This window comes from Paraburkholderia sp. BR14374, from assembly GCF_040948685.1.
GTDB lineage: Bacteria > Pseudomonadota > Gammaproteobacteria > Burkholderiales > Burkholderiaceae > Paraburkholderia > Paraburkholderia youngii.
In genome coordinates this window covers 598,370-619,101 of record NZ_JBFPKF010000004.1, presented here as the reverse complement: position 1 = coordinate 619,101, position 20,732 = coordinate 598,370, and the positions used below count along the sequence as shown (strand labels likewise).

Here is a 20,732-nt window from a genome sequence, read left to right as displayed (position 1 = left end):
GGCGGTTTTCCAGTGCTTATTTGAAGGGGATCTTGCGACGCGTCAACTTTTCGATGCTTCGTTTTGAAGCGTCGCAAACGACGCTGGTGAATAGGGTGTGCGGGGAATGCGGCAACGTGTCGCACTGCGGCGGGATGCAATAGATCGTTGCAAATTCGAGTGTTTATTAGCATTCGATGCCCCCCTATTATGCGAGCGCTTATTACTGGAGAGCCGTCGAATGACGTTCGTTGAAGTCAAAAAAACGAGGCAGTGGATATGAAAGGACGGACGCTGGGAAGGCCGGCAAGTTTCATTTCCGCCAGCCTCATGTTGCTGCTTTCGGGTTGCAGCAACCTCGATATTCTGAATCCGAAGGGGAGTGTGGGACTCGCGGAGCGTGATCTGATCGCGACTTCGGTGTGGGCCATGCTGATTGTCGTGGTGCCGGTCATTCTGATGACACTGTTTTTCGCCTGGCGTTATCGCGCGTCGAACAGAAACGCTGAATACAAACCGGGGTGGACGCATTCCACCGCGATCGAAGTCGTCGTCTGGACGATTCCGGCGCTGATCATTTTGTTCCTCGCCGTGTTGACGTGGAAGAGCACGCATGAGCTCGACCCGTATCGTCCGCTCGAGTCGCAGGTCAAGCCGATCAACGTCGAAGTCGTCGCGCTCGACTGGAAGTGGCTGTTCATCTATCCGGACCTCGGTATCGCATCGGTGAACCAGCTCGCGATCCCGGTCGGCACGCCGGTGAACTTCCGGATTACGTCGGACACGGTGATGAACTCATTCTTCATCCCGCAGTTGGGCGGCCAGATCTACGCGATGGCAGGCATGCAGACTCGCCTGCACCTGATCGCCGATCACACCGGCGACTACGCGGGCCTCGCGGCGAACTTCAGCGGCAAGGGCTTCTCGGACATGAAGTTCCGTACGCTCGCCTCGTCGCCTGAAGAATTCAACGCCTGGGTTGAGAAGGTGCGCGCTTCGTCGGACCGCCTCGACATGGACCGCTATCACGCGGTGTCGGAGCCGAGCGAAAAGGACCCTGTGCGGTACTTCTCGACCGTCGATCCGAAGCTCTTCAACAACATCATTGCCAAATACAACAACGGCAACGTCATCGACAACATGAAAGACGCCAACTGTGCGCCTAAGGGGTAACTCATGTTCGGAAAACTAACTCTCGATGCGATTCCGTATCACGAGCCCATCATCGTCACGGCGGGCGCCGGCATGGCCCTCGCCGCGCTGGCGGTGCTCGGCGGAATCACGTATTTCGGCAAATGGCGCTACCTGTGGAGCGAATGGCTGACGTCCGTCGATCATAAGAAGATCGGTGTCATGTACATCGTCGTTGCGTTCATCATGCTGTTGCGCGGCTTTGCCGACGCAATCATGATGCGTATGCAACTGGCGCTGTCGTACCTGAGCCCAGGCTATCTGCCGCCGCATCACTACGACCAGATCTTCACCGCGCACGGCGTCATCATGATCTTCTTCATGGCGATGACGTTCATGATCGGTTTGATGAACATCATCGTGCCGCTGCAGATCGGCGCGCGCGACGTCGCTTTCCCGTTCATCAACTCGCTGAGCTTCTGGCTGACGGCAGTCAGCGCGATCCTGATCAACATTTCGCTGGTGGTTGGTGAATTTGCACAGACGGGCTGGCTCGCTTATCCGCCGTTGTCGGAATTGCAGTTCAGTCCAGGTGTCGGCGTCGATTACTACCTGTGGAGTCTGCAGATCTCTGGTGTCGGCACGTTGCTGACTGGTGTGAACTTCTTCGTGACGATCGTGAAGATGCGCGCTCCGGGCATGTCGTGGATGAAGATGCCGGTGTTCACGTGGACCTCGTTGTGCGCGAACGTGCTGATCATGGCGTCGTTCCCGATCCTGACCGTCACGCTCGCGCTGCTCGGTCTCGACCGTTACCTCGGCATGCACTTCTTCACGAACGAAGCCGGCGGCAACGCGATGCTGTACCTGAACCTGATCTGGGCATGGGGTCACCCCGAGGTGTACATCCTGGTCCTGCCGGCGTTCGGTATTTTCTCGGAAGTCGTCGCGACGTACGCGAAGAAGCCGCTGTTCGGCTACAAGACGATGGTCTGGGCGACCTGCGCGATCATGGTGCTGTCGTTTCTCGTGTGGCTGCATCACTTCTTCACGATGGGTTCGGGCGCGGACGTGAACGCGTTCTTCGGCATCGCGACGATGGTGATCTCGATTCCGACTGGCGTTAAGGTGTTCAACTGGCTGTTTACGATCTACAAGGGCCGTCTGCGATTCACGACGCCGGTACTGTGGACGATCGGCTTCATCATCACGTTCACGATCGGCGGTATGACCGGCGTGATGCTGGCGATTCCGGGCGCGGACTTCATGCTGCACAACAGCCTGTTCCTGATCGCTCACTTCCACAACGTGATTATCGGTGGCGTGCTGTTCGGCTATCTGGCCGGCTTCAACTACTGGTTCCCGAAGGCGTTCGGCTTCAGGCTGAACGAGAAGCTCGGCAAGGCCGCGTTCTGGTTCTGGCAGATTGGTTTCTGGGTCGCATTCACGCCGCTGTACGTGCTCGGCTTCATGGGCGCGACTCGTCGTCTGAATCACTACGACAACCCGGACTGGCATCCGTGGATGATCATCGCCGCGTTCGGCGCGGTGCTGATCGCAATCGGTATCGCTTGCCAGCTGCTGCAACTGGTCGTCAGCATCCGCGATCGCAACAAGATGGAAAACCGCGACCTCACGGGCGATCCGTGGGACGGTCATACGCTGGAATGGGCGACGAGCTCGCCTCCGCCGGTTTATAACTTCGCTCACATCCCGGACGTCCGCTCGCTCGACGCGTTCAGCGAAATGAAGTCGCGCAAGGGCGGTGTCAAAGTGCCGGCGTATCGCGACATTCACATGCCGTCGAATACGTCCGCGGGTCTGCTGGTGGGGCTGTTCTCGCTGGTGCTCGGATTTGCAGCCGTGTGGCACATCTGGTGGCTTGCGATCGTTGGCTTGGTTGGCACGATCGTCACCGTGATCGTCTACAGCTTCATGGACAACGACGGCTATTACATTCCGGCCGACACTGTCGCGCTGATTGAAGAGAAACGTAACGGCGGTGCTGGCGCCGTGGCCGGTGTCGGCGCAAGCGTCGGCAAGCAGGTCGCGCTGGAGGTGGACTGATGTTACAGAAGACTATTGCGGTTGAGCCGCATCTCGCGCCGGACCACGTGCCGTCGCACTCGGTGTTCGGCTTTTGGGTGTACCTGATGACCGACTGCATCATCTTCGCGGCACTGTTCGCAGTGTTCGCGGTGATGAGCCAGCAGTTCGCGGGTGGTCCGAGCGGTAAGGACCTGTTCGAGATCCCCGGCGTCGCGCTCGAAACGACGATGCTGCTGCTCTCGAGTATCACCTACGGCTTTGCGATGCTCGGCGCGCACAAGAACCGCAAGGGCGCGCTGCTCGGCTGGCTCGGCGTGACTTTCCTGCTGGGTCTCTCGTTCCTCGTACTGGAATTGCGCGAGTTCTCGCACATGATCGCCGAAGGCGCGGGTCCGAGCCGCAGCGCGTTCCTGTCGTCGTTCTTCACGCTGGTCGGCACGCACGGTCTGCACGTGACGTTCGGCCTGATCTGGATGGTGGTGCTGGCGCTGCAGGTGATGCGTCATCGCGACCTGACCGAACGCGACATGATCCGTCTGACGTGCCTGAGCCTTTTCTGGCACTTCCTCGACGTCGTGTGGATCGGCGTTTTCACCTTTGTCTATCTTGCGAGCGTGATCTAAATGGACCATAGCCATAGCGCCCATGGCGCACACTCGGAAGGCGGTCACGGCAGCTTCGGCAGCTACATGACGGGCTTCGTGCTCTCCGTCATTCTGACCGTCGCGGCATTCGCGATCGTAATGACCGGTACGTTGACCGGCCATAGTGCGTTGTTCGCGATCGCGGGCCTCGCGCTTGTGCAGATCCTCGTGCACTTGGTGTTCTTCCTGCATATGAACACGTCGTCGTCGCAGCGCTGGAACGTGACGGCGTTTGTGTTCACTGCGTTGACCGCGGTTATCGTGGTGGGCGGCACGTTGTGGGTGATGCATAACGTCAGTATGAACATGATGTCGCGCTAAGCGGATAACGCTTTAGCGTTAGCATCGGTAAAAAAGCCCCGCAAGATTGAAATCTTGCGGGGCTTTTGCTTTGTCTGGACGGTTTGCTTTTTGCTGTGCTCGTGGCGCGCGGAATACGAAAACGTCATCGATATGCAGGAGCGATGCGAATCGCCAAAGGCCGTCGCAATAGGGCAATCGCGGTCCACGTTCGCCCGTATCTACCCCGAGACGCTTGCTAATTCTCCAACGGACCACCAGGTTGAAGACACAAGTCGCAACATAACAACATGAATTCTGGACGTGTTCCAATCGCTATTTCCTAGGCGCATTTGGTCTTAGGATCGGCGCTATGGACATTAGATCCGAGATGATCTATTGGTCAATTCGAGCCTATTGATTTCATTGGGAAAACTTTAGAGTGGCGCTCTGGATTCCTTTGCTCACTACTAGTGAGCGGCGGCCGTAAGGTTTGGAAGGAAGGACTTCTAGAGATTCCGTCTTGAGAGTCGGAAGAGGTTTGTTGCTGATTCGATCGGTAATTCCCATGTGAAGATCTGCGGCAGATCCTCAGGTACAATGCAGCCGGCCTAATTGAGTAGGCGGTCGTTGACTCCTGGGCGCCCGGTCTTGCGTCAAGCCACACAGTTTCGGTCTCGCATATTCCACAACTTTTGCTATCGCATGAATTCGACTACAACGGAACAGGATCCTGTGTTCTCCTCGCTTGAAGTAGCGACCGAGGAGCGCCCGGACGCGCCAAATACCGTGGCAAATGCGCGACCCTTAGATACAGCCCAGCACTTCTGGCGCAAAGACGAGAACCGTCTAATGCTGCGCGACATGATTCTGGACGAGCGGAGCAGAATCAAAGCGATCGAAAGCCGATATCGCGCAATCGCGGATGCGGCAGCGGCCGAAGTGGCGACAATGCGCGAGACGTCTGCGCAGTCCATCGCAGGGCCACGTCGTTCATGGACGCGATTCCTGCATCCTCTGACCAAGCACTTGAAGCGAGTCATGCCGTCGGTTCAGTTAGAAAGCGCTCCACTGCCGCCGGTGACGCCTCCCGAGGCTGGCCGTCCTATCGAAATTGACTATAGCGCCAAAGTTCCGTTTCAGTTTCCGACGTTGAAACAGTTGAAAACGGATCGCGTCGCCGCAGTCATCCATTTGTTTTATCCGGAACTCGCGCCAGAGTTCCGTGTGTATCTGAACAACATCCCGGTCGATGTCGATGTGTATATATCGACTTGTGATTCATTCTCGGCCGAATTAATCCAGAACGCTTTCAAGGGTTGGGCGAAAGGTACGGTCGAAGTTCGGGTTGTCCCAAATCGAGGTCGCGACATCGCGCCAAAATTGCTTGCATTCAAGCCCGTTTTTGAGCGGTACGACTTCATCCTATGTCTGCATGGGAAGCGATCGCATCATGCAAGTGCATTGGCTCAATGGCGTCATTTCCTTCTCGAAAGCCTTTGCGGTTCGGCCGAAGTCGTCAGCAGTGTTCTTTACGCATTCGAGCATGATCCCACCCTCGGCATGATTGCAGCGCAGCATTTTGAAACGATGCGGCATTGGACCAACTGGGGAGGCAACTTCGACGGCGCGCAGACGCTTGCAAACCGTCTCGGTTTCGGTATAGACAAATCGACACCACTGGATTTCCCATCGGGTTCGATGTTTTGGACGCGGGCGGCAGCCCTGAAAAATCTGGTCGAATTGAATCTGAGCTTTGACGATTTTCCGGCTGAAGCTAATCAGACCGACGCCACGCTCGCACATTCCATCGAGCGGCTTTTCTTCTACGCTTGCGAGCATGCAGGTTTCCATTGGATGAAAATCGCGCGGCCAGAGCTGTATGACAAAACGCCAGCAATGATTGCCATCGCTTCTGCTCCCGATTTAAAAGCATTTGCCAATCATTACGTCTTTCGTCTTCTTGACCCAAAGGGTGTCAAGATCCGCGCTGTTCGGCCTACGCCGATCGCTGAGCCGCCTCGACGATTAGCTGACGTCATTCAGCAACGAGCTCTCGGTTTGCCTTTCAAAATTCCGCATGACACAAAAATCGCGATTGGCATCGTTACCTATAACAATGACCGGGCGGAACTTCAGCGTGCGATCGAAGCGGCTCGTATCTCTCTGTCAGAGGCGGGCTTGCCGGTGGAGAACAATCTCTACCTGCTCGATAACGGTAACTCGACCGAACATTACGATCTGGACCGCAGCTTCCTGACACGCTTGCAATCCGAGGGAAATGTCGGCTTTGGCGCCGGTCACAATAGGTTGATGCGGGCGGCTTTCAAAGACGATGCGGATATTTATATTTGCCTTAACCCTGATGGAATTTTGCATCCGGACGCGATTGGCAGCCTGGTTAAAGCTGTATTGGCAGCAGACGGAAGATCATTGGTCGAAGCACTTCAATTTCCATCCGAACACCCCAAGCCCTACGATCCCCTGACACTTGAAACTCCTTGGGTTTCGGGTGCATGCCTGGCAATTTCCCGGACGTGCTTCGAGGAATTGGGCGGATTCGATGACAGCTTCTTTATGTATTGCGAAGATGTCGACCTCTCGTGGCGTGCCAGAGCGCTTGGTTTCAGTCTGAAAACTTGTCCGCAAGCACTCTTCCTTCATCGTGTCACCAATCGCAAGATGAGCGTATCGACGGTGGAAATGATCTACACATCTGCTTGCTTGCTGGCCAGGAAGTGGCGTGGCGCGGAGTTTGAGCAGTGGGTGCAGAGCGAAATGGCTGGCTTGGGGAAGCAGTTACCCCAGCATTACCCAGAGCCTGTTCCCGTTGAGTGGAGCAAGATCGCCGATTTCACCGCACATACAAGCTTCGCGAAACCGCGTTGGTAAAACCATGATTGAAAATCAAGTCGACTGTATCGTTAGGCTTCACGACGTCAAGCGCCTCAAAGAGCTGGAACGTTGCGTTTTCTCGCTGGTCGGGCAAACCTATCGTCCACTCAATATCATCGTCACGTTACAGAGGTTCTCGCCTTCTGATATTGCGCAGGTAGAGGCATCGCTCGCGCGCTTGCTGAAGATGCACGATGCCCCGTCGCTGAAAATAGTGAATTTCACTGCGGAAGAACCTAAAGATGCACGAACAGAACTGTTGAATCTGGGACTATCCAACGCAACCGGTCAGTACGTCGCTTTTCTTGACTACGATGATGTCTTGTATCCGGAAGCTTACAGTCTTCTGGTCGGCCAGTTGAAGGCCAGCAACGCCGCGATCGCCTTCTCATCTGTCAGAGTGGTCCACGCCGATGTATCCCCGCAATTTATCGTGGCTGCACGCGCGGACTCCAAGGTTTTTCCTGGCGAAGGTCTCGAGGACCTTTTCGTGGCCAACTTCTGCCCGATTCACTCCTATCTGATCGATCGATCGATTGCTTCTGCAGAACTCTATTTCGATACTCTGCTGACTTGGGAGGAAGATTACGATCTTCTGCTGCGCGTTACGGCCGCGTATCCGTCAGATTTCAAATTGGTTGGGACCATCGTCGGTGACTATTACATCAAATCTGATCTGAGCAATTCGACGGGCGTTACCGGCGCAGAAGGCAAGCTCAGTGGGGACCGCTTGCGCGAATACGAACAGGTCGCCGCGTTGATCGAGGCCCGACGCAGAATTACCCGACTCAGTGAGACCGTTAAGAACAAGCTTGGTTTGCAAAACAAAGCTGGAAATCTGACAATCCGAAATGCCCTGAGAGAATTGGGAGTAGACGAGGTATTCGCTGAGTCTGTCGCCTCCGGCTCCGTCGACAAGCCGAAAGTCGAGATCGCAGGCGCGGCACCGATTCATCCCAACGACGACGTGTTTGAGGGTTCCTTAGCCCACTACGAGTCGGTCGGTTCGCAGATGACGGAATTTGTGCAGCGGGCTGCCAACTTGTCCGGTGTCAAAGCCCCGACAATCCTTGAGCTTCCCTGTGGTTACGGACGCGCCACCCGGCATCTCGTCAAGAAATATAAGGCGTCTGATGTCCATGTTGCCGATATCGTGGCGCCCGCTGTCGACTTTTGCAGGTCGACCTTCGGCGTACACGGTCATCACATCGTTCGCCCACTGTTTGAATTTGCGTCAATCGAAAACGCAAGGTTCGACGTCGCTGTACTGGAGTCTTTCATCACCCATCTTTCGCAGGCAGACGCCCGATCGGCAATGAAGCATTTCTTCAGCAAGATCAGGTCTGGCGGTATTGGTGTCGTAACCACACACGGCGCGCGGTCGAGGGAACGTCTAAGCGAAACGGATTGCTATTCGGTCGGCGAGGAAGCGCGAAAACGCTTGCTTTCGTCTTACGACGCCGGAGAATACGCCTTTGTTGACTCTCAAACTATGAAATCGTCAGCAGCGAAAGTCGCCAGGGATCTCGGGGAACGTTACGGTGTTTCAATGATTCCGGAACGCTGGCTTCGGACTTTCTGCGAAGAGTTCAGACTGACGATCGTGGAACGTATCGTTGGTGGCTGGGACGACAACCAGGACGTTTACTTCATTCGCAAGTAACTGCTCGGCGTTGAATGATCGCGCCGCGCCGGCAAGCACGGCCGACTTCATGCGCCTAATGAACAGCGACGTCGAAGTCGTCATCGCCGACTGGCGAAAAGGAATGATTTTGGTGGTGCTGCTTGCGAGCCAGGTGCGGTGGACGTGAAGTTGACGGCTTGACATTCGCATGGGCTTCAAGGATTGCAAAACTTGGTTAATCTAGAACAGAAAAGAAACAAGACAGGGTGGCTGTCAGAGTACTGGCACCCGTCGCCCGAAGAGCGGTTCTGCCTGCCGAGTGCGATTTACTTCCTGGTGAAATTTAGAGCCGACCTTGCGCCTTTCGATGCGGACCGGTTGGACGATCGCGTAACGCTGTACTTCTGGTGGGAAATGACGGCGCGTGAGACGTACCCGGATTTCGATTGGGCGCTTCGTCAGGAAGATCTTGAATATCTGCATCAACTGGACAACAAGACGTTAATCGATCAGCATCCGGACGCAGTTACATTCTGGCTGGTCGCGGCGGCGCCGAGCGTGCTCGACACGAAGCAACTTGTCGAAACCTTGCTGGAACCGATTTCCTGGCCCGAAATGCTGGGGCCGATCGACGCGCCGCAGTCCGGCAACATACCGTTGCCGCGCTTTCTCGCGCTCATTACGACCGGGCGCCCCGATCTGCGCAGCGCCTTCGACCTGACTACGCTGACCGGACGGCTCGGTTGCCTGAACTGGTGGGCAGAGCATGGCCACCTCGAGTACAAGCGGATCACGTGGACACCGCCGCCGATCGGCGGCGGGCTGCTCGAACCCGCGCAGCCTTCCGTCAACGACGGGCCGCACGTGCCGCGCTTCCTGTCGCAGATCGTCGCGGAGCGGCAGGACCTCCAGACCGCGTTCGGTTCGCTGCAAACCTTTATTGGTCGGCTCGATTGCCTGTCGTGGTGGCTTGAACATGGTCAATCCCAATATCGCACGATCAAGTGGGTGCCGCCTGCTCTACCCGCGTCACTGTTCGAGATGGAATGGGGCGAGCGTTCCGACAGTCTTCCGCTGCCTCGTTTCCTACGCCTGATCGTCGAGGAGCGCACGGATCTTCAAGGGTTCTGCTCGTTGGAGAGCTTCATTGGACGCATCAAGTGCCTATCGTGGTGGGACAGCGACGGACAGCATGAGTATCGCGCCATCAAATGGTCGGCTGTCCGTCTAGCTGAACTGCTGGTCAACCTCGACGACGAGCAGCATGCCGATGCCTCGTTGTTGCCGCGCTTTCTCGTTCTGGTCGCGAACGAGCGCGCCGACGTACGCAGCGCATTCGACATGAATACGGAAGCGGGCCGCTCTCAACTCGTAAGCTGGTGGAACGAGTGGGCCAGAGTAGAATTTCCGTTGCTGGAATCGCTCAAGGTACGGCGGGTCGGGAGCACCAAAGAGGACAGCGATGACCACAAGCGCGAGCCGGCCCGCTACCTCGCGCGCATCGAAGGGGGCGGCTATGAGCATGGCGTAAACGTGATTGGCTTCCCGCAAGGCGTGCTCGGCCTGGGCGAAGATGCCCGCATGGCCGCGCGCGTGCTGCAAATGTCGTCCACGCCCGTCACGCTGATCAACGCGCCGATGCAGGGGCCGGCGAGGCTTGATCACTCGGTCGATCACCTGCTGAGCGATGAGCTGAAGTACAACATCAGCCTGATCTGCCTGCCGGCGCCCGAAATGGTGCGCCTTGCGCTGGAAGGCGGCCGTAAATTGATCGACGCCCCGACGCACAAGATCGGCGCGTGGCCGTGGGAACTGCCTCATTGGCCGAGCGCATTCGGCAAGGTGCATCAGATGGTCGACGAGATCTGGGCGCAGAGCCGGTTTGTCCAGAGCGTCTATAGCCGGCTCGGCGACACGCCGGTCTACCAGATGCCGATGGCGGTCGAGGTACCGACGCCGGTCCAGCCGAAGCGCGAACGCTTTGGCCTGCCGACCAACGAATTTCTGTTCTATCTGATGTTCGACGGCAACTCGTGGCTCAGCCGCAAGAACCCGCTTGCCGGCGTGCGGGCGTTCAAGCAGGCGTTTGGCAGCAGCTCGCCCGGCGTCGGGCTCGTCATCAAGGCGATGAACGTGCGCGACGACGATCCGGCGTGGCGCGCCGTGCTCGATCTGGCCGCGGGCGATAGCCGCATCCACATCGTGTCCGAGCGTCTGAGCCGCCAGGACTCGACCGACTTCATGGCCTGCTGCGACGCGTACATTTCGCTGCACCGTAGCGAAGGTTTTGGCCGTGTGATCGCCGAAGCGATGGCGTTGGGGCAGCCGGTCGTGGTCACGAATTTCTCGGGCAACGTCGATTTCTGCGAGCCCGACACCGCTTTCCTGGTGGATGGCGAACTCGTGCCGCTGCGCCCCGGCGACTACCTGTTCGCCGAAGGTCAGTACTGGTGCGATCCGGACGTATCGATCGCGGCGGAACAGCTCAAACGCATGATCGACGATGCGCCACTCCGTGAGCGCATCGCACTGTCGGGGAAGGCGCGCATCGAGCGCGATTACTCAGTTGAGGCAGTCGCACGCGCGTATGAGCGGCGGTTGAACGACATTGTGGAGGCGAAGAGGATTTGACGCGGAGGGCTCAAACGCGAGCGAGCACGACCGGACCCGGACGGCGTCTCACGCCATATGCCAACCCCGCTGCCACGTCCCGGCAGATCGTATCGTTTGCGCAGATCCCGCAATCTTGACTCTGAATCCCTCCTGCGCCTCCTCCGGTAACCGAACAGCAAAGCCACAACGCTCGGACGCATAGCCGGCGGCAGCCACATCCGGCCGCGGGTTGCCGGTCAGCGTCGTCGCAACCAGCTTTTCCCGCACCCATATTTCAATCGGTACGCATTTGTCCGGTACGCTCAGATTCACCGCCCAGCCGTGCACCATGTCGTCGTTCACTGCGTCCACGAAACCATCGAACAGGTCGCCGCATTCGCGGCGACGCGATTGCGCCAGCTCAATATATGCATCGATCGGAGAGAGATCAGCCGAAGTAGCGACCCCGCGCACCATATGTAGATGATTTTCGTCGAATCCGAACATGTTCGACTTGCCGGTATAAATATAGGGATTGTCGAGAGCATCGATCCGCCGCTGAATCTGGCGAACAGCTTCTATGGCCCGGGTATAGATAGCGCCGTACGACTCTCTTTCCCTTGCGATCTCATCGCACACATACTGGTACAACTCGTAGTCCAGGTGATTGTCTTCGACAAATTTTTCACGGGCTCGCTCGGATAGCGGCGAGCGCTCCCTGGGCACGCCTTCCGTCACATTCGTACGGATGAAGAACGGTAAACGCATTCCGGTTCTACCGCAAAGACGAAGCAGAAAATCGCTCATGTCTTCACAGAGACCGACCGTCGGGATATGTTGCCGGACGTTCTCAATCGCGATTTCGAGGCTTTCACGGTTCACGCGGCCATGACCGCTCAGCATTTGCACGAACAGATTCTTGCCGCTGCACGATTCGCCCACCCAATCGTCCAGAGACAATTCACCGCCTTGCGCCAGCGCTTCAGCCTCGGAAACCGAAACTCCGCGCGCGACGCCCCCGTTTTTTCCATTACGCGCGAACCAGTAATGCGAGGTCTGCCGACTGAGCGGCTCGCGCAAAATACTGCAATATTCCAACGGCATCTTGAGGTCTCGATGAATGCCGATAGGATCATGACCGCCGCCGATTCCGCTTGCCAAAAATCGCTCTCGCGTTTTTTCCTGAGATACACCACCCCATACGAAATTGATGAACTTATCGCGATCGAGATTAAGGTCAAAAAAGGAAATAACAGTGGAACCGCCACATTTCGGCGGATGTATGAAGAACAGAGGTTTGCTCACGTAGGTTATTGCTATGTGTTGGGTAGCCTCGATTTTAAATCCAATGGCGGGCCCGAGGTGTAACAACGAGTTGTGATATAAAGCCGCGCGGCCCCGAAAAAGCTCGATGTACTGGTGAGCAACAAGCCCGCATAGGCGCTGTACCGGCGTCTCGGCTTCGTCGAATTGCCGCGCAGGGCACCGATCTCGGCGCGCCTGCCGCGCGAGCTCGAATCGGTGCGAATGGAGTGGGGGGAAAGAATAGCGGGCGCCGTAACAAAGACGGCCTGCAAGATGCGACGCAATCACGAGGCAGATGCCCGATGCAGTCGATTCATAAGACACAAACGAGGACCTGAAAACATGCACATCCATCCCGTAGTTCTTTGCGGCGGCAGCGGCACACGACTGTGGCCGATGTCGCGCGGCGGCTATCCGAAGCAGTACCTCGCACTGAAAGGCGAACACACACTGGTCCAGCAAACCGCGTTGCGCTTGCGCGGCATCGATGGTGTCACCGCGCCGATCGTCGTCACGAACAACGAGCAGCGTTTTCTTGTCGCCGAACAACTGCGCCAGGTCGACGTGGGGTCCGCAAACATCGTGCTGGAACCGGCAAGCCGCAACACCGCGCCGGCCATCGCGGTGGCCGCGTTGCTCGCACTGCGCGACACGTCGGACGCTTTGCTGCTCGTGCTGCCGTCCGATCATGTGATCGCGGGCGAGGCCGCATTCGTCAAGGCGGTCGAAGCGGCCGCGCAGATCGCGAAGGATGGGCGTCTGGTCACGTTCGGCATCACGCCGACCGAGCCGCATACCGGCTACGGCTACATTCGCGCGGGTGCGCCGCTGATCGACGGCACGCAGACTTTCGCGGTCGACTCGTTCGTCGAGAAGCCCGATGCGGCGACCGCCCAGCGCTTCATCGATGAGGGCCGCTACTACTGGAATAGCGGTATGTTCATGCTGAAAGCGTCGACGTATATGGACGAGTTGCGCCGCTACGAGCCGGAGATCGCGCGTCAGGCCGAGTTGTCGCTGCAGAACGCGCAGCAGGATTACGATTTCGTGCGTCTCGATGCCGAGTCGTTTGCCGCCTGCCCGAACATTTCCGTCGATAACGCGGTCATGGAGAAGACCCAGCGCGCGGCCGTCGTCGCGGTCGCCGACCTCGGCTGGAACGACATCGGTTCGTGGACTGCGCTCGCCGACATCGCCGAGCGCGATGCGCAGAACAACGCATTGATCGGCGACGTGCTGACCGACGCGGTCAGCAACTCGTATATTCGCGCCGAGCATCGGCTCGTGGCCGCCATTGGGCTCGAGAACGTCGTGATCGTCGAGACCGCGGACGCGGTGCTGGTCGCTAATCGTGACCAGGCGCAGAACGTGAAGAAGATCGTCGCGCAGCTCAATGCGATGGGGCGGCACGAGTCGGTCACGCATCGTCGCGTGGTGCGGCCTTGGGGTTCGTATGAGGGCATCGATAGCGGCGAGCGCTTCCAGGTCAAGCGCATCGTCGTCAATCCGGGCGCGCAGCTGAGTCTGCAGATGCATCATCATCGCGCCGAGCACTGGATCGTCGTGAAGGGCACCGCGCTCGTGACGAACGGCGACAAGGAAATCATGCTGACCGAGAACCAGTCGACCTATATTCCGCTCGGCATCACGCACCGGCTGCTGAACCCCGGCAAGATTCCGCTCGAGTTGATCGAGGTGCAGTCGGGCGCGTATCTCGGTGAGGATGATATCGTGCGGTTCGAGGATACCTACGGGCGCGTGGCGAAGGGTTAAAACCCTCGGAGTTTAGCCCCGGCGTCGCGCCTCAAAGGCCATCGGTCGAAAGACCGGTGGCCTTTTTTTATTCATGCGAGCGGATCTGGACACTGACGGCGCGCGCGAAGGGTGAGCGTCGAGCAGATGGTCGACGGGCCGTCGATATAAAGCGTGTGCGGACGTCGGACTTACCTGTCGTTGAACAACGCTCATCATCAGAATCGTAAATAGTTGTCAAAAAGGGCTTATCCCGAATTAATGCGGTTGACCGTGGTCCGTTTCGATGGTTAATTCGCGAGGTATCGCCAGAAAATCTTGAGGAGTGTAATGGCGCAACTGAAACAGCAAAGCAGTGAAACGGATTGGACAGTCGAGGAAGAATGCGACCTTTGCCGTATCACCTATTCGATCTACTCAAACTTCCTGCCGATGTCGCACGCTCAGGCCCTGAACGCCGAAACCGGCGTCAGCGACGGATAACAGAGGCGCGGGTTTTTGCGCAGGGAATATATGATGCAACCCACTAGGTCTTTGCCCACATTGACTGCCGCGTGTACTATCGCTGCGTTTGCTTTTAGTTCGATTGTACACGGTAGAACCATTTATTCTGAGCCGTTTGACTATAAGAAATTCCCTGCGCCGTCGTTCTACTTTGAAGGAAGATCACTGAAGGAAATCGACCAGTTCTGTAGATCCGGTCAAAATGCTTCCGCTGATGATGCGGCCGCGTGCGGGCAATGGGATTTCGAACATTTGAATTCGACGCTAAACGCAACTTATGCCAAGGTTCTGAATTCAATAAGAAAGTCGGACAAGGAATTGGCGGAGTATCACGCTCCTTTAGCCGCTCCCGATTTTGTCGGAGCGCAAGAAAGTTGGTTCAAATATCGCGATCGTTACTGCTACTCCTATGTCTACGCGCTCGGTGAAGCATCCGGACGCTACATATATTTCTGGGATTGCATGAAGGAAATCACTGAGGACCGCATCAAGCAGCTGGAAAGATTTTCGCAATGAATATGTCCCGCTTTGGGGGGGCCTACTTGGGCCCGATATGCATCTCCGATCGAGACGTGTCGCAAAGTCAAGCGGCACACTTCGCCTGATCATAGGTCGTCAAGTTCAGTAAGCGAGGAATTGTCCCTTGCTCCCAACCTCGCTCCGGTGGCGGTCAGCGTGACGAACAGCTGCGGCTATTGCGTCGCGAGCCACACGGCGGCGGCGCGTCGCGCCGGCATGACCGACGAGATGTTCGGCGAGTTGCAGGCGATCGTCGGAATGGCTAACGAAACGAACCGGCTCGCGGTCGGCTACCGCGTGCCGATCGATCCGGCCTTCGAATAAGAGCATGAAGCGCATGATGCGGCCCGATCGTACCGACCCAGGCCGCAACACATGCATGCTTGCGCCGTTGCACGCAGCGGCGCGAGGCCTCGTGCTTACAGCGGCACGACCTTGATCGGCTCCGGATGGCAGACGGGGGTGTAGACCGGCTCGCAGCCGTAGTGCACCGGATGGCAGGGATTGTAGGAAGGCGGGTTGTAGTAGGACGGCCCACGAACCGGCGGTTTTTCGCCGTAACACGAAGGCGGGTATTCGGCGGAGTGGCACGAGTGGCCGCCGCGCACGGACTGAGCAACTGCGTGGTCGAGGTCGTCGCAGTGCGACAGGTCGGCAAGGGTCAAGTTGGACATGATGAATCTCCGGCAACGTTGGATGGTATCGAGCGCGCAAATGCCTTTCGCTCGGGCGTTCCAGTTGCACGCAACATGCCATGCGGCGGGATTCAACGTCGGTACTGGCGCAAGCGCTGATCGACCGCACCTGCGCAGCCGAAAACTGGTCGTGGTTGGCCAACTCGCGTCAGGCCGGTGTCGTTCAACTGCCAACACGTCGGCCGAATCAGCGCGTACTCCATCCCGCGAGTAACGCCGGTAGCTCGGCCATGTCCCTGAACACGTGCACCGCGCCCGCGCCATGCAACGCGGTCGCGCTGCTATGGCCGAGGTGCGTCGGGCAATAGCCGAATACCGTCGCACCCGCTGCAACGCCCGCGGTCGCTCCCGTCACCGTATCCTCGATCACCGCGCAGCGTGCCGGCTCGACGCCGAGTGCCGCGGCCGCGGCGAGGTAGACGTCGGGAAACGGCTTGCTGCGCGGCGTTTCGTGTCCGCTGAAGATGCGTCCGTCGAAGCAGTCGAGGAGGCCGGCCTTCACGAGCTGCAATTCGATCTTGATGCGATCCGCGCCCGACGCCACCGCAATGCGTCCGTTCAACGTTTGGTGCAGTGCGCGCACCGCGAAAGACGCGCCGTCGATCGCGCGCAACTCCTTGTCGAGCGCCACGTTGCGACGCGCGCGGAATTGCGCCAGCCACTCGGCCGTGATGGCAAAGCCGGTGTGCGCCTCGATCAGTTCCGCTTCGTCCTTGACCATCTTGCCGACGAAAATGCGCATCGTCTCTTCGACGCTCATATGCCAGCCGAGCTCGCCGAGCATCTCGGTGAGCACGCGGTTCGTGATGGGTTCGGAATCGACGAGCACGCCGTCGCAGTCGAAGAGCACGGCATCAAAAGGAAAATCGGCCATCGGGGAGGGTACTGATAAGGTCCGCTAAAGCGGCAAGGATACCCCACCGGCTCGCGGGTCGCAGCGCGATGGCCGCCCGACAGTGAAACGCTTCCTTCCCGCCGCACTTTTTTTGCAGACAGAGCGACGGATTTCGCCCCGCTGACCCGTTGAAGCAGAAACGGGGCCACTCTGGCTCAGGCTCTTTTCGGTCCTATGGGAGAAAACGACATGATCTCGAACCGCATGAGTCGCCTGCTCGGTTCCACGCTCAGCGCCGCGCTGTGCTGCGCGGCCACGCTGACGGCCGCACCCGCCTTCGCACAAGTGGTGATCGCGCCAATGGCGCCGCCGCCGCCGCGCGTCGAACTCGTGCCCGCGCCTCGGGACGGCTATGTGTGGGATCAGGGCCGCTGGCGCTGGGAGCACGGCCGCTATGTGTGGGCGCCGGGCCACTGGCAGCCGGTGCGGGTCGGCTATCACTGGGTGCCCGGGCATTGGGCGCAACGTGGGCCGCACTGGCGCTGGATCGAAGGACATTGGGCTTGAGCGAGGCTTGCGATGAAAACACTCGTGATGATTCTGCTGGCGGCCTCGCTCGCCGGCTGTGTGGTCTATCCGGCACGTCCCGCCTATTACCGGCCGGCGGTCGTCGTATATTGACCGCATACGTGATACCCGGCCGGCTGGCGCCGTAGCGCACGAAAACCATAACAACACGATAGTCGAAGGAGCGGCGGCAAGTGAACGACGTTGATCCCGTGATGCGGCCCGCACGCGAACGCGCGCGCGTGATGTCGCGACGGAGCCGCACACCTTGAGCGACGCGCCGCCCGATCCGGACGCCGAGCTGATCGCGCGGGTGGGCCGCGAGGAGCCCGGCGCGGTCCGCTCGCTGGTCGCGCGCAAACTGCCGCGGCTGCTCGCGCTTGCCACACGCATGCTCGGCGATCGCATGGAAGCGGAGGACGTCGCGCAGGAGGTCTTCGTGCGAATCTGGAAACAGGCGGCTCGCTGGCGTGAAGGCGAAGCGAAGTTCGACACGTGGATGCATCGGGTCGCGCTCAATCTTTGCTATGACCGTTTGCGCGGTCAGCGCGAAGACCCGAGCGACGAACTGCCCGACGCGACCGATCCCGCCGCGCCACCCGACGCGCGGCTCGAAGCACGCGCGGACCACGCGCGCGTGCGCGCGGCGCTCGCCGCGCTGCCGGCGCGACAGCGCGAAGCGCTCGTGCTGAGCTATTACCAGGAGATGTCGAACCTCGACGCTGCCGCCTTGATGGGCATCAGCGTCGATGCGCTGGAAAGTCTGCTGAGCCGCGCGCGCCGCGGTTTGCGCGCTCAACTGGCCGGCAGCGGCCTTAGCAAGGACAAGTCATGACGCCCGAAAGATTCCATCAGATCGTCGCAGCGTACGGCGCCGACGCGCGTCGCTGGCCGGAGCGCGAACGCGAGGCCGCGCAGGAGTGGGCGCGCGCGCATCGCGACGAAGCCGACGCGGTGCTGAGCGATTCGGCCGGCCTCGACGCATGGCTCGCCGCGGACCGGATCGAGCCGCCGAGCCTCGAACTGCAACGCCGCATCATCGATGGCGCGCCGTCGCGACGCCCGGCCGCGCGCTGGCGTTTGTGGTGGTCGGGCGCGGCGGTGGCAGGCGTCGGGCTGCTCGGTGGCGTGGCTGGCGCGCTCGCGGTGTCGTTCTTCGTGCTGACCGAGAACGCGCCGGTCTTGCATGAATCCTCGTATCTGACTTCGAGCTTCGGCGGCAGCTCCGCCGATTGGAGCGGCGAATGAACGGGTGCTCGTGGAAATTTGCGCTGCTGGGCTCCGCGGTGCTCAACGTGTTCCTGCTCGGCGCGATCGCCGGCGGCGCGTATCAGTGGTTCGCCGCGCACGGCGCGAATCAGCCGGTGACGCAGGACCAGCGCGCGTTGCGGTTCGCCGCCGAGCCGCTGTCGGCGCAACAGCGGCAGGCATTTATCGACGGCCTGAAAAACGCGCGGCGCGACGGGCGCCAGTATGCGCGTGACGCTCGCGAAGGGCGTCACGAGGTATTGCGTTTGTTGGCCGCGCCGCAGTTCGATCGCGCCGCGCTCGATGCGGCGCTCGCGCGCACCCGCGCGGCCGACAGCAGCCTGCGCGCGATGGTCGAAGCGAGCGTCGCCGATTTTGCGGCGACGCTGACGCCCGAGGAGCGTGTCAAATTCGCCGAGAGCCTGAAGCTGCGCGGGCAATGGCGCGAAGCGCAGCCGACGCCGAACGCAAGCAAACCGGCGGCGAATGCCGCCTCGGGCGAATAGAAAAATGCGTGCGGTGGCGACGGATTCTGGCGCGTCGGCCGTTTAACGAACATGCAGGCGTCTTACCTGCCGACGAGGATCCTATGGCCCACTCACCGAACCTGAATGCCGCGGCGATCGCACTAAACCGCTTCGGCCTCGGCGCGCGCGCCGACGATACACCGCCAGCCGATCCGAAGGGATGGCTGCTCGCCCAGTTCGAGCAGTACCAGCCGCGGCCGGACGCGTGGGCGAACCAGCCCGATTCGATCGCGTTGTCGACGCAGCTCGTGCAGCAGCGCATGCAGATCGAGCAGCAGGCGAAACAGAAGTCGGGCGAGCAATCCAACTCGAACCGGAACGCGAACAACATCGCAACCAACATCGCCAGCAACGCCGCAGCAGCCAGCCAGACCGACGCGCAAGCCGCGAAGCTATCCGAACGAAAGGCGTTTCGCGTCGAAATCCTCGACATGTACCGCTCGTCGGTCAATGCGCGCGTCGCAAGTGCGCTGAGCACGCAGACGCCATTTGTCGAACGCCTCGTGCATTTCTGGGCGAACCACTTCGCGGTGTCGGCCGAAAAACCCGGCGTCGCGGCGCTTGCCGGCTCGTTCGAAGCGGAAGCGATTCGCCCACACGTGCTCGGCCGTTTCGAGGACATGCTGGTGGCCGTCGAGCGTCATCCGGCCATGCAACTGTTCCTCGACCAGACCCGCTCGGTCGGTCCCGACAGCATGGCGGCGCTGCGCGCCGCGCAGCGCAATCCGGACAACAGGCGCGGACTCAACGAGAACCTCGCGCGCGAGATCATGGAGCTGCACACGCTCGGCGTGCGCAGCGGTTATAGCCAGGACGACGTGACCGAGTTCGCGCGTGCGCTGACCGGCTGGAGTCTCGTCGGCAATCCGGGGAACGGCGGCGCCAATGCAAACCGGCGCACGATGGAGCCAAGCGGCGAACCCGGCAGCTTCGTGTTTCGCCAACCGCTGCACGAACCGGGCTCGCGCACGATCATGGGACGCCGCTACGACGAAGCCGGCGAACAGCAGGCGCTCGCGATCCTGCACGACCTCGCGCACGCGCCGGCCGCCGCGCAGCATGTCGGCGCGAAGCTCGCGCGCCATTTCGTCGCCGACAATCCGCCGGCTGGCGTGTGCGTTCGTCTGGCCGATGCGTTCACCCGCAGCGACGGCGATCTGCCGACCGTCTATCGCGCGTTGATCGATATGCCGCAAGCGTGGTCGCCGAGCGCGGTGAAGTTCAAGACGCCGTGGGAGTGGACCATTTCGTCGATGCGCGGACTCGGCTGGCACGACCTCGGTAATCTGCAAAGCGCGCCGATCCTGACGCAGCTAGGCCAGCCGGTGTGGCGACCCGGTTCGCCCGCCGGCTACGACGATATCGCCGCGAGCTGGGCCGCACCGGATGCGCTCGTGCGCCGCGTCGAAGTCGCGCAACGCTTCGCTTCGCGCGTGAGCGACCGGCTCGATGCGCGCTCGCTCGGGCAGACCTTGCTGGCTGGCTCGCTCAGCGAGCCGACGGCCACGGCGGTGTCGCGCGCGGAAAGCGCGGCGACGGCGATCGCGCTGCTGCTCGTATCGCCCGATTTTCAACGGAGGTGAACGC

Annotated in this window: 18 protein-coding genes and 2 pseudogenes; 17 read left to right on the top strand and 3 right to left on the bottom strand. The window is 59.7% G+C overall.

Features of this window, described 5'->3' with window-relative positions; genetic code table 11:
• The first annotated feature begins 258 nt into the window (after window positions 1–258).
• The 8 genes from cyoA (at window position 259) to AB3X86_RS13045 (ending at window position 11,232) form a co-directional block, all read left to right on the top strand.
• The gene (gene cyoA / locus AB3X86_RS13080; protein WP_368596300.1) at window positions 259–1,152 is read left to right on the top strand and encodes a ubiquinol oxidase subunit II; all 894 of its coding nucleotides are present in this window, start codon (window positions 259–261) and stop codon (window positions 1,150–1,152) included.
• Window positions 1,153–1,155: 3 nt separating this feature from the next.
• Window positions 1,156–3,177, top strand: a complete 2,022-nt coding sequence (gene cyoB / locus AB3X86_RS13075; RefSeq protein ID WP_368596299.1) for a cytochrome o ubiquinol oxidase subunit I — start codon at window positions 1,156–1,158, stop codon at window positions 3,175–3,177.
• The gene (gene cyoC, locus AB3X86_RS13070; RefSeq protein ID WP_176381355.1) at window positions 3,177–3,782 is read left to right on the top strand and encodes a cytochrome o ubiquinol oxidase subunit III; all 606 of its coding nucleotides are present in this window, start codon (window positions 3,177–3,179) and stop codon (window positions 3,780–3,782) included. Before cyoB ends, cyoC begins: the two co-directional genes overlap by 1 nt.
• Window positions 3,783–4,124 carry a cytochrome o ubiquinol oxidase subunit IV gene (cyoD, locus tag AB3X86_RS13065; RefSeq protein WP_368596298.1) on the top strand — a complete coding sequence of 114 codons (342 nt, stop codon included), beginning with the start codon at window positions 3,783–3,785 and terminating at the stop codon, window positions 4,122–4,124.
• 663 nt (window positions 4,125–4,787) lie between these two features.
• Window positions 4,788–6,974: a rhamnan synthesis F family protein gene (locus AB3X86_RS13060; RefSeq protein ID WP_368596297.1), complete on the top strand. Its 2,187-nt coding sequence runs from the start codon at window positions 4,788–4,790 to the stop codon at window positions 6,972–6,974.
• A gap of 4 nt (window positions 6,975–6,978) precedes the next feature.
• The gene (locus AB3X86_RS13055; protein ID WP_368596296.1) at window positions 6,979–8,640 is read left to right on the top strand and encodes a methyltransferase domain-containing protein; all 1,662 of its coding nucleotides are present in this window, start codon (window positions 6,979–6,981) and stop codon (window positions 8,638–8,640) included.
• A gap of 10 nt (window positions 8,641–8,650) precedes the next feature.
• Window positions 8,651–8,788 carry a hypothetical protein gene (locus tag AB3X86_RS13050; RefSeq protein ID WP_368596295.1) on the top strand — a complete coding sequence of 46 codons (138 nt, stop codon included), beginning with the start codon at window positions 8,651–8,653 and terminating at the stop codon, window positions 8,786–8,788.
• A gap of 191 nt (window positions 8,789–8,979) precedes the next feature.
• Window positions 8,980–11,232 carry a glycosyltransferase family 4 protein gene (locus tag AB3X86_RS13045; RefSeq protein WP_368596294.1) on the top strand — a complete coding sequence of 751 codons (2,253 nt, stop codon included), beginning with the start codon at window positions 8,980–8,982 and terminating at the stop codon, window positions 11,230–11,232.
• Between the two features lie 48 nt (window positions 11,233–11,280).
• On the opposite strand, the gene AB3X86_RS13040 is transcribed toward AB3X86_RS13045, so the two are convergent.
• Complete coding sequence (locus AB3X86_RS13040; protein ID WP_368596293.1) at window positions 11,281–12,498, bottom strand: chondroitin 4-O-sulfotransferase; 1,218 nt, start codon at window positions 12,496–12,498, stop codon at window positions 11,281–11,283.
• A 342-nt stretch (window positions 12,499–12,840) separates the two neighbouring features.
• On the opposite strand from AB3X86_RS13040, the gene AB3X86_RS13035 reads away from it, so the two are divergent.
• From AB3X86_RS13035 to AB3X86_RS13020, 4 genes and pseudogenes are all read left to right on the top strand, one after another.
• Complete coding sequence (locus tag AB3X86_RS13035; protein WP_368596292.1) at window positions 12,841–14,271, top strand: mannose-1-phosphate guanylyltransferase/mannose-6-phosphate isomerase; 1,431 nt, start codon at window positions 12,841–12,843, stop codon at window positions 14,269–14,271.
• 309 nt (window positions 14,272–14,580) lie between these two features.
• Window positions 14,581–14,733, top strand: coding sequence for a hypothetical protein (locus AB3X86_RS13030; protein WP_368596330.1), 153 nt, complete (start codon window positions 14,581–14,583; stop codon window positions 14,731–14,733).
• Window positions 14,734–14,763: 30 nt separating this feature from the next.
• Window positions 14,764–15,270 carry a lysozyme inhibitor LprI family protein gene (locus AB3X86_RS13025; RefSeq protein ID WP_368596291.1) on the top strand — a complete coding sequence of 169 codons (507 nt, stop codon included), beginning with the start codon at window positions 14,764–14,766 and terminating at the stop codon, window positions 15,268–15,270.
• A gap of 147 nt (window positions 15,271–15,417) precedes the next feature.
• Window positions 15,418–15,597 (top strand): annotated as a pseudogene (locus tag AB3X86_RS13020) (carboxymuconolactone decarboxylase family protein); the annotation flags it as partial.
• Window positions 15,598–15,692: 95 nt separating this feature from the next.
• Here the strand turns inward: AB3X86_RS13020 and AB3X86_RS13015 are convergent.
• Together AB3X86_RS13015 and AB3X86_RS13010 are read right to left on the bottom strand one after the other, a co-directional pair.
• Window positions 15,693–15,947: a hypothetical protein gene (locus AB3X86_RS13015; protein WP_368596290.1), complete on the bottom strand. Its 255-nt coding sequence runs from the start codon at window positions 15,945–15,947 to the stop codon at window positions 15,693–15,695.
• Between the two features lie 208 nt (window positions 15,948–16,155).
• The gene (locus AB3X86_RS13010) at window positions 16,156–16,842 is read right to left on the bottom strand and encodes an HAD family phosphatase (protein ID WP_176125312.1); all 687 of its coding nucleotides are present in this window, start codon (window positions 16,840–16,842) and stop codon (window positions 16,156–16,158) included.
• Between the two features lie 210 nt (window positions 16,843–17,052).
• On the opposite strand from AB3X86_RS13010, the gene AB3X86_RS13005 reads away from it, so the two are divergent.
• The 5 genes and pseudogenes from AB3X86_RS13005 (at window position 17,053) to AB3X86_RS12985 (ending at window position 20,728) form a co-directional block, all read left to right on the top strand.
• Complete coding sequence (locus tag AB3X86_RS13005) at window positions 17,053–17,370, top strand: YXWGXW repeat-containing protein (protein ID WP_176105870.1); 318 nt, start codon at window positions 17,053–17,055, stop codon at window positions 17,368–17,370.
• A 235-nt stretch (window positions 17,371–17,605) separates the two neighbouring features.
• Window positions 17,606–18,205: pseudogene (locus AB3X86_RS13000) on the top strand (RNA polymerase sigma factor); the annotation flags it as partial.
• Window positions 18,202–18,618, top strand: a complete 417-nt coding sequence (locus tag AB3X86_RS12995) for a hypothetical protein (RefSeq protein ID WP_368596289.1) — start codon at window positions 18,202–18,204, stop codon at window positions 18,616–18,618. The pseudogene AB3X86_RS13000 and the gene AB3X86_RS12995, both read left to right, overlap by 4 nt.
• Window positions 18,615–19,124 carry a periplasmic heavy metal sensor gene (locus AB3X86_RS12990; RefSeq protein WP_368596288.1) on the top strand — a complete coding sequence of 170 codons (510 nt, stop codon included), beginning with the start codon at window positions 18,615–18,617 and terminating at the stop codon, window positions 19,122–19,124. Before AB3X86_RS12995 ends, AB3X86_RS12990 begins: the two co-directional genes overlap by 4 nt.
• An 83-nt stretch (window positions 19,125–19,207) precedes the next feature.
• Window positions 19,208–20,728 carry a DUF1800 family protein gene (locus AB3X86_RS12985; protein WP_368596287.1) on the top strand — a complete coding sequence of 507 codons (1,521 nt, stop codon included), beginning with the start codon at window positions 19,208–19,210 and terminating at the stop codon, window positions 20,726–20,728.
• Window positions 20,729–20,732 lie beyond the last annotated feature (4 nt).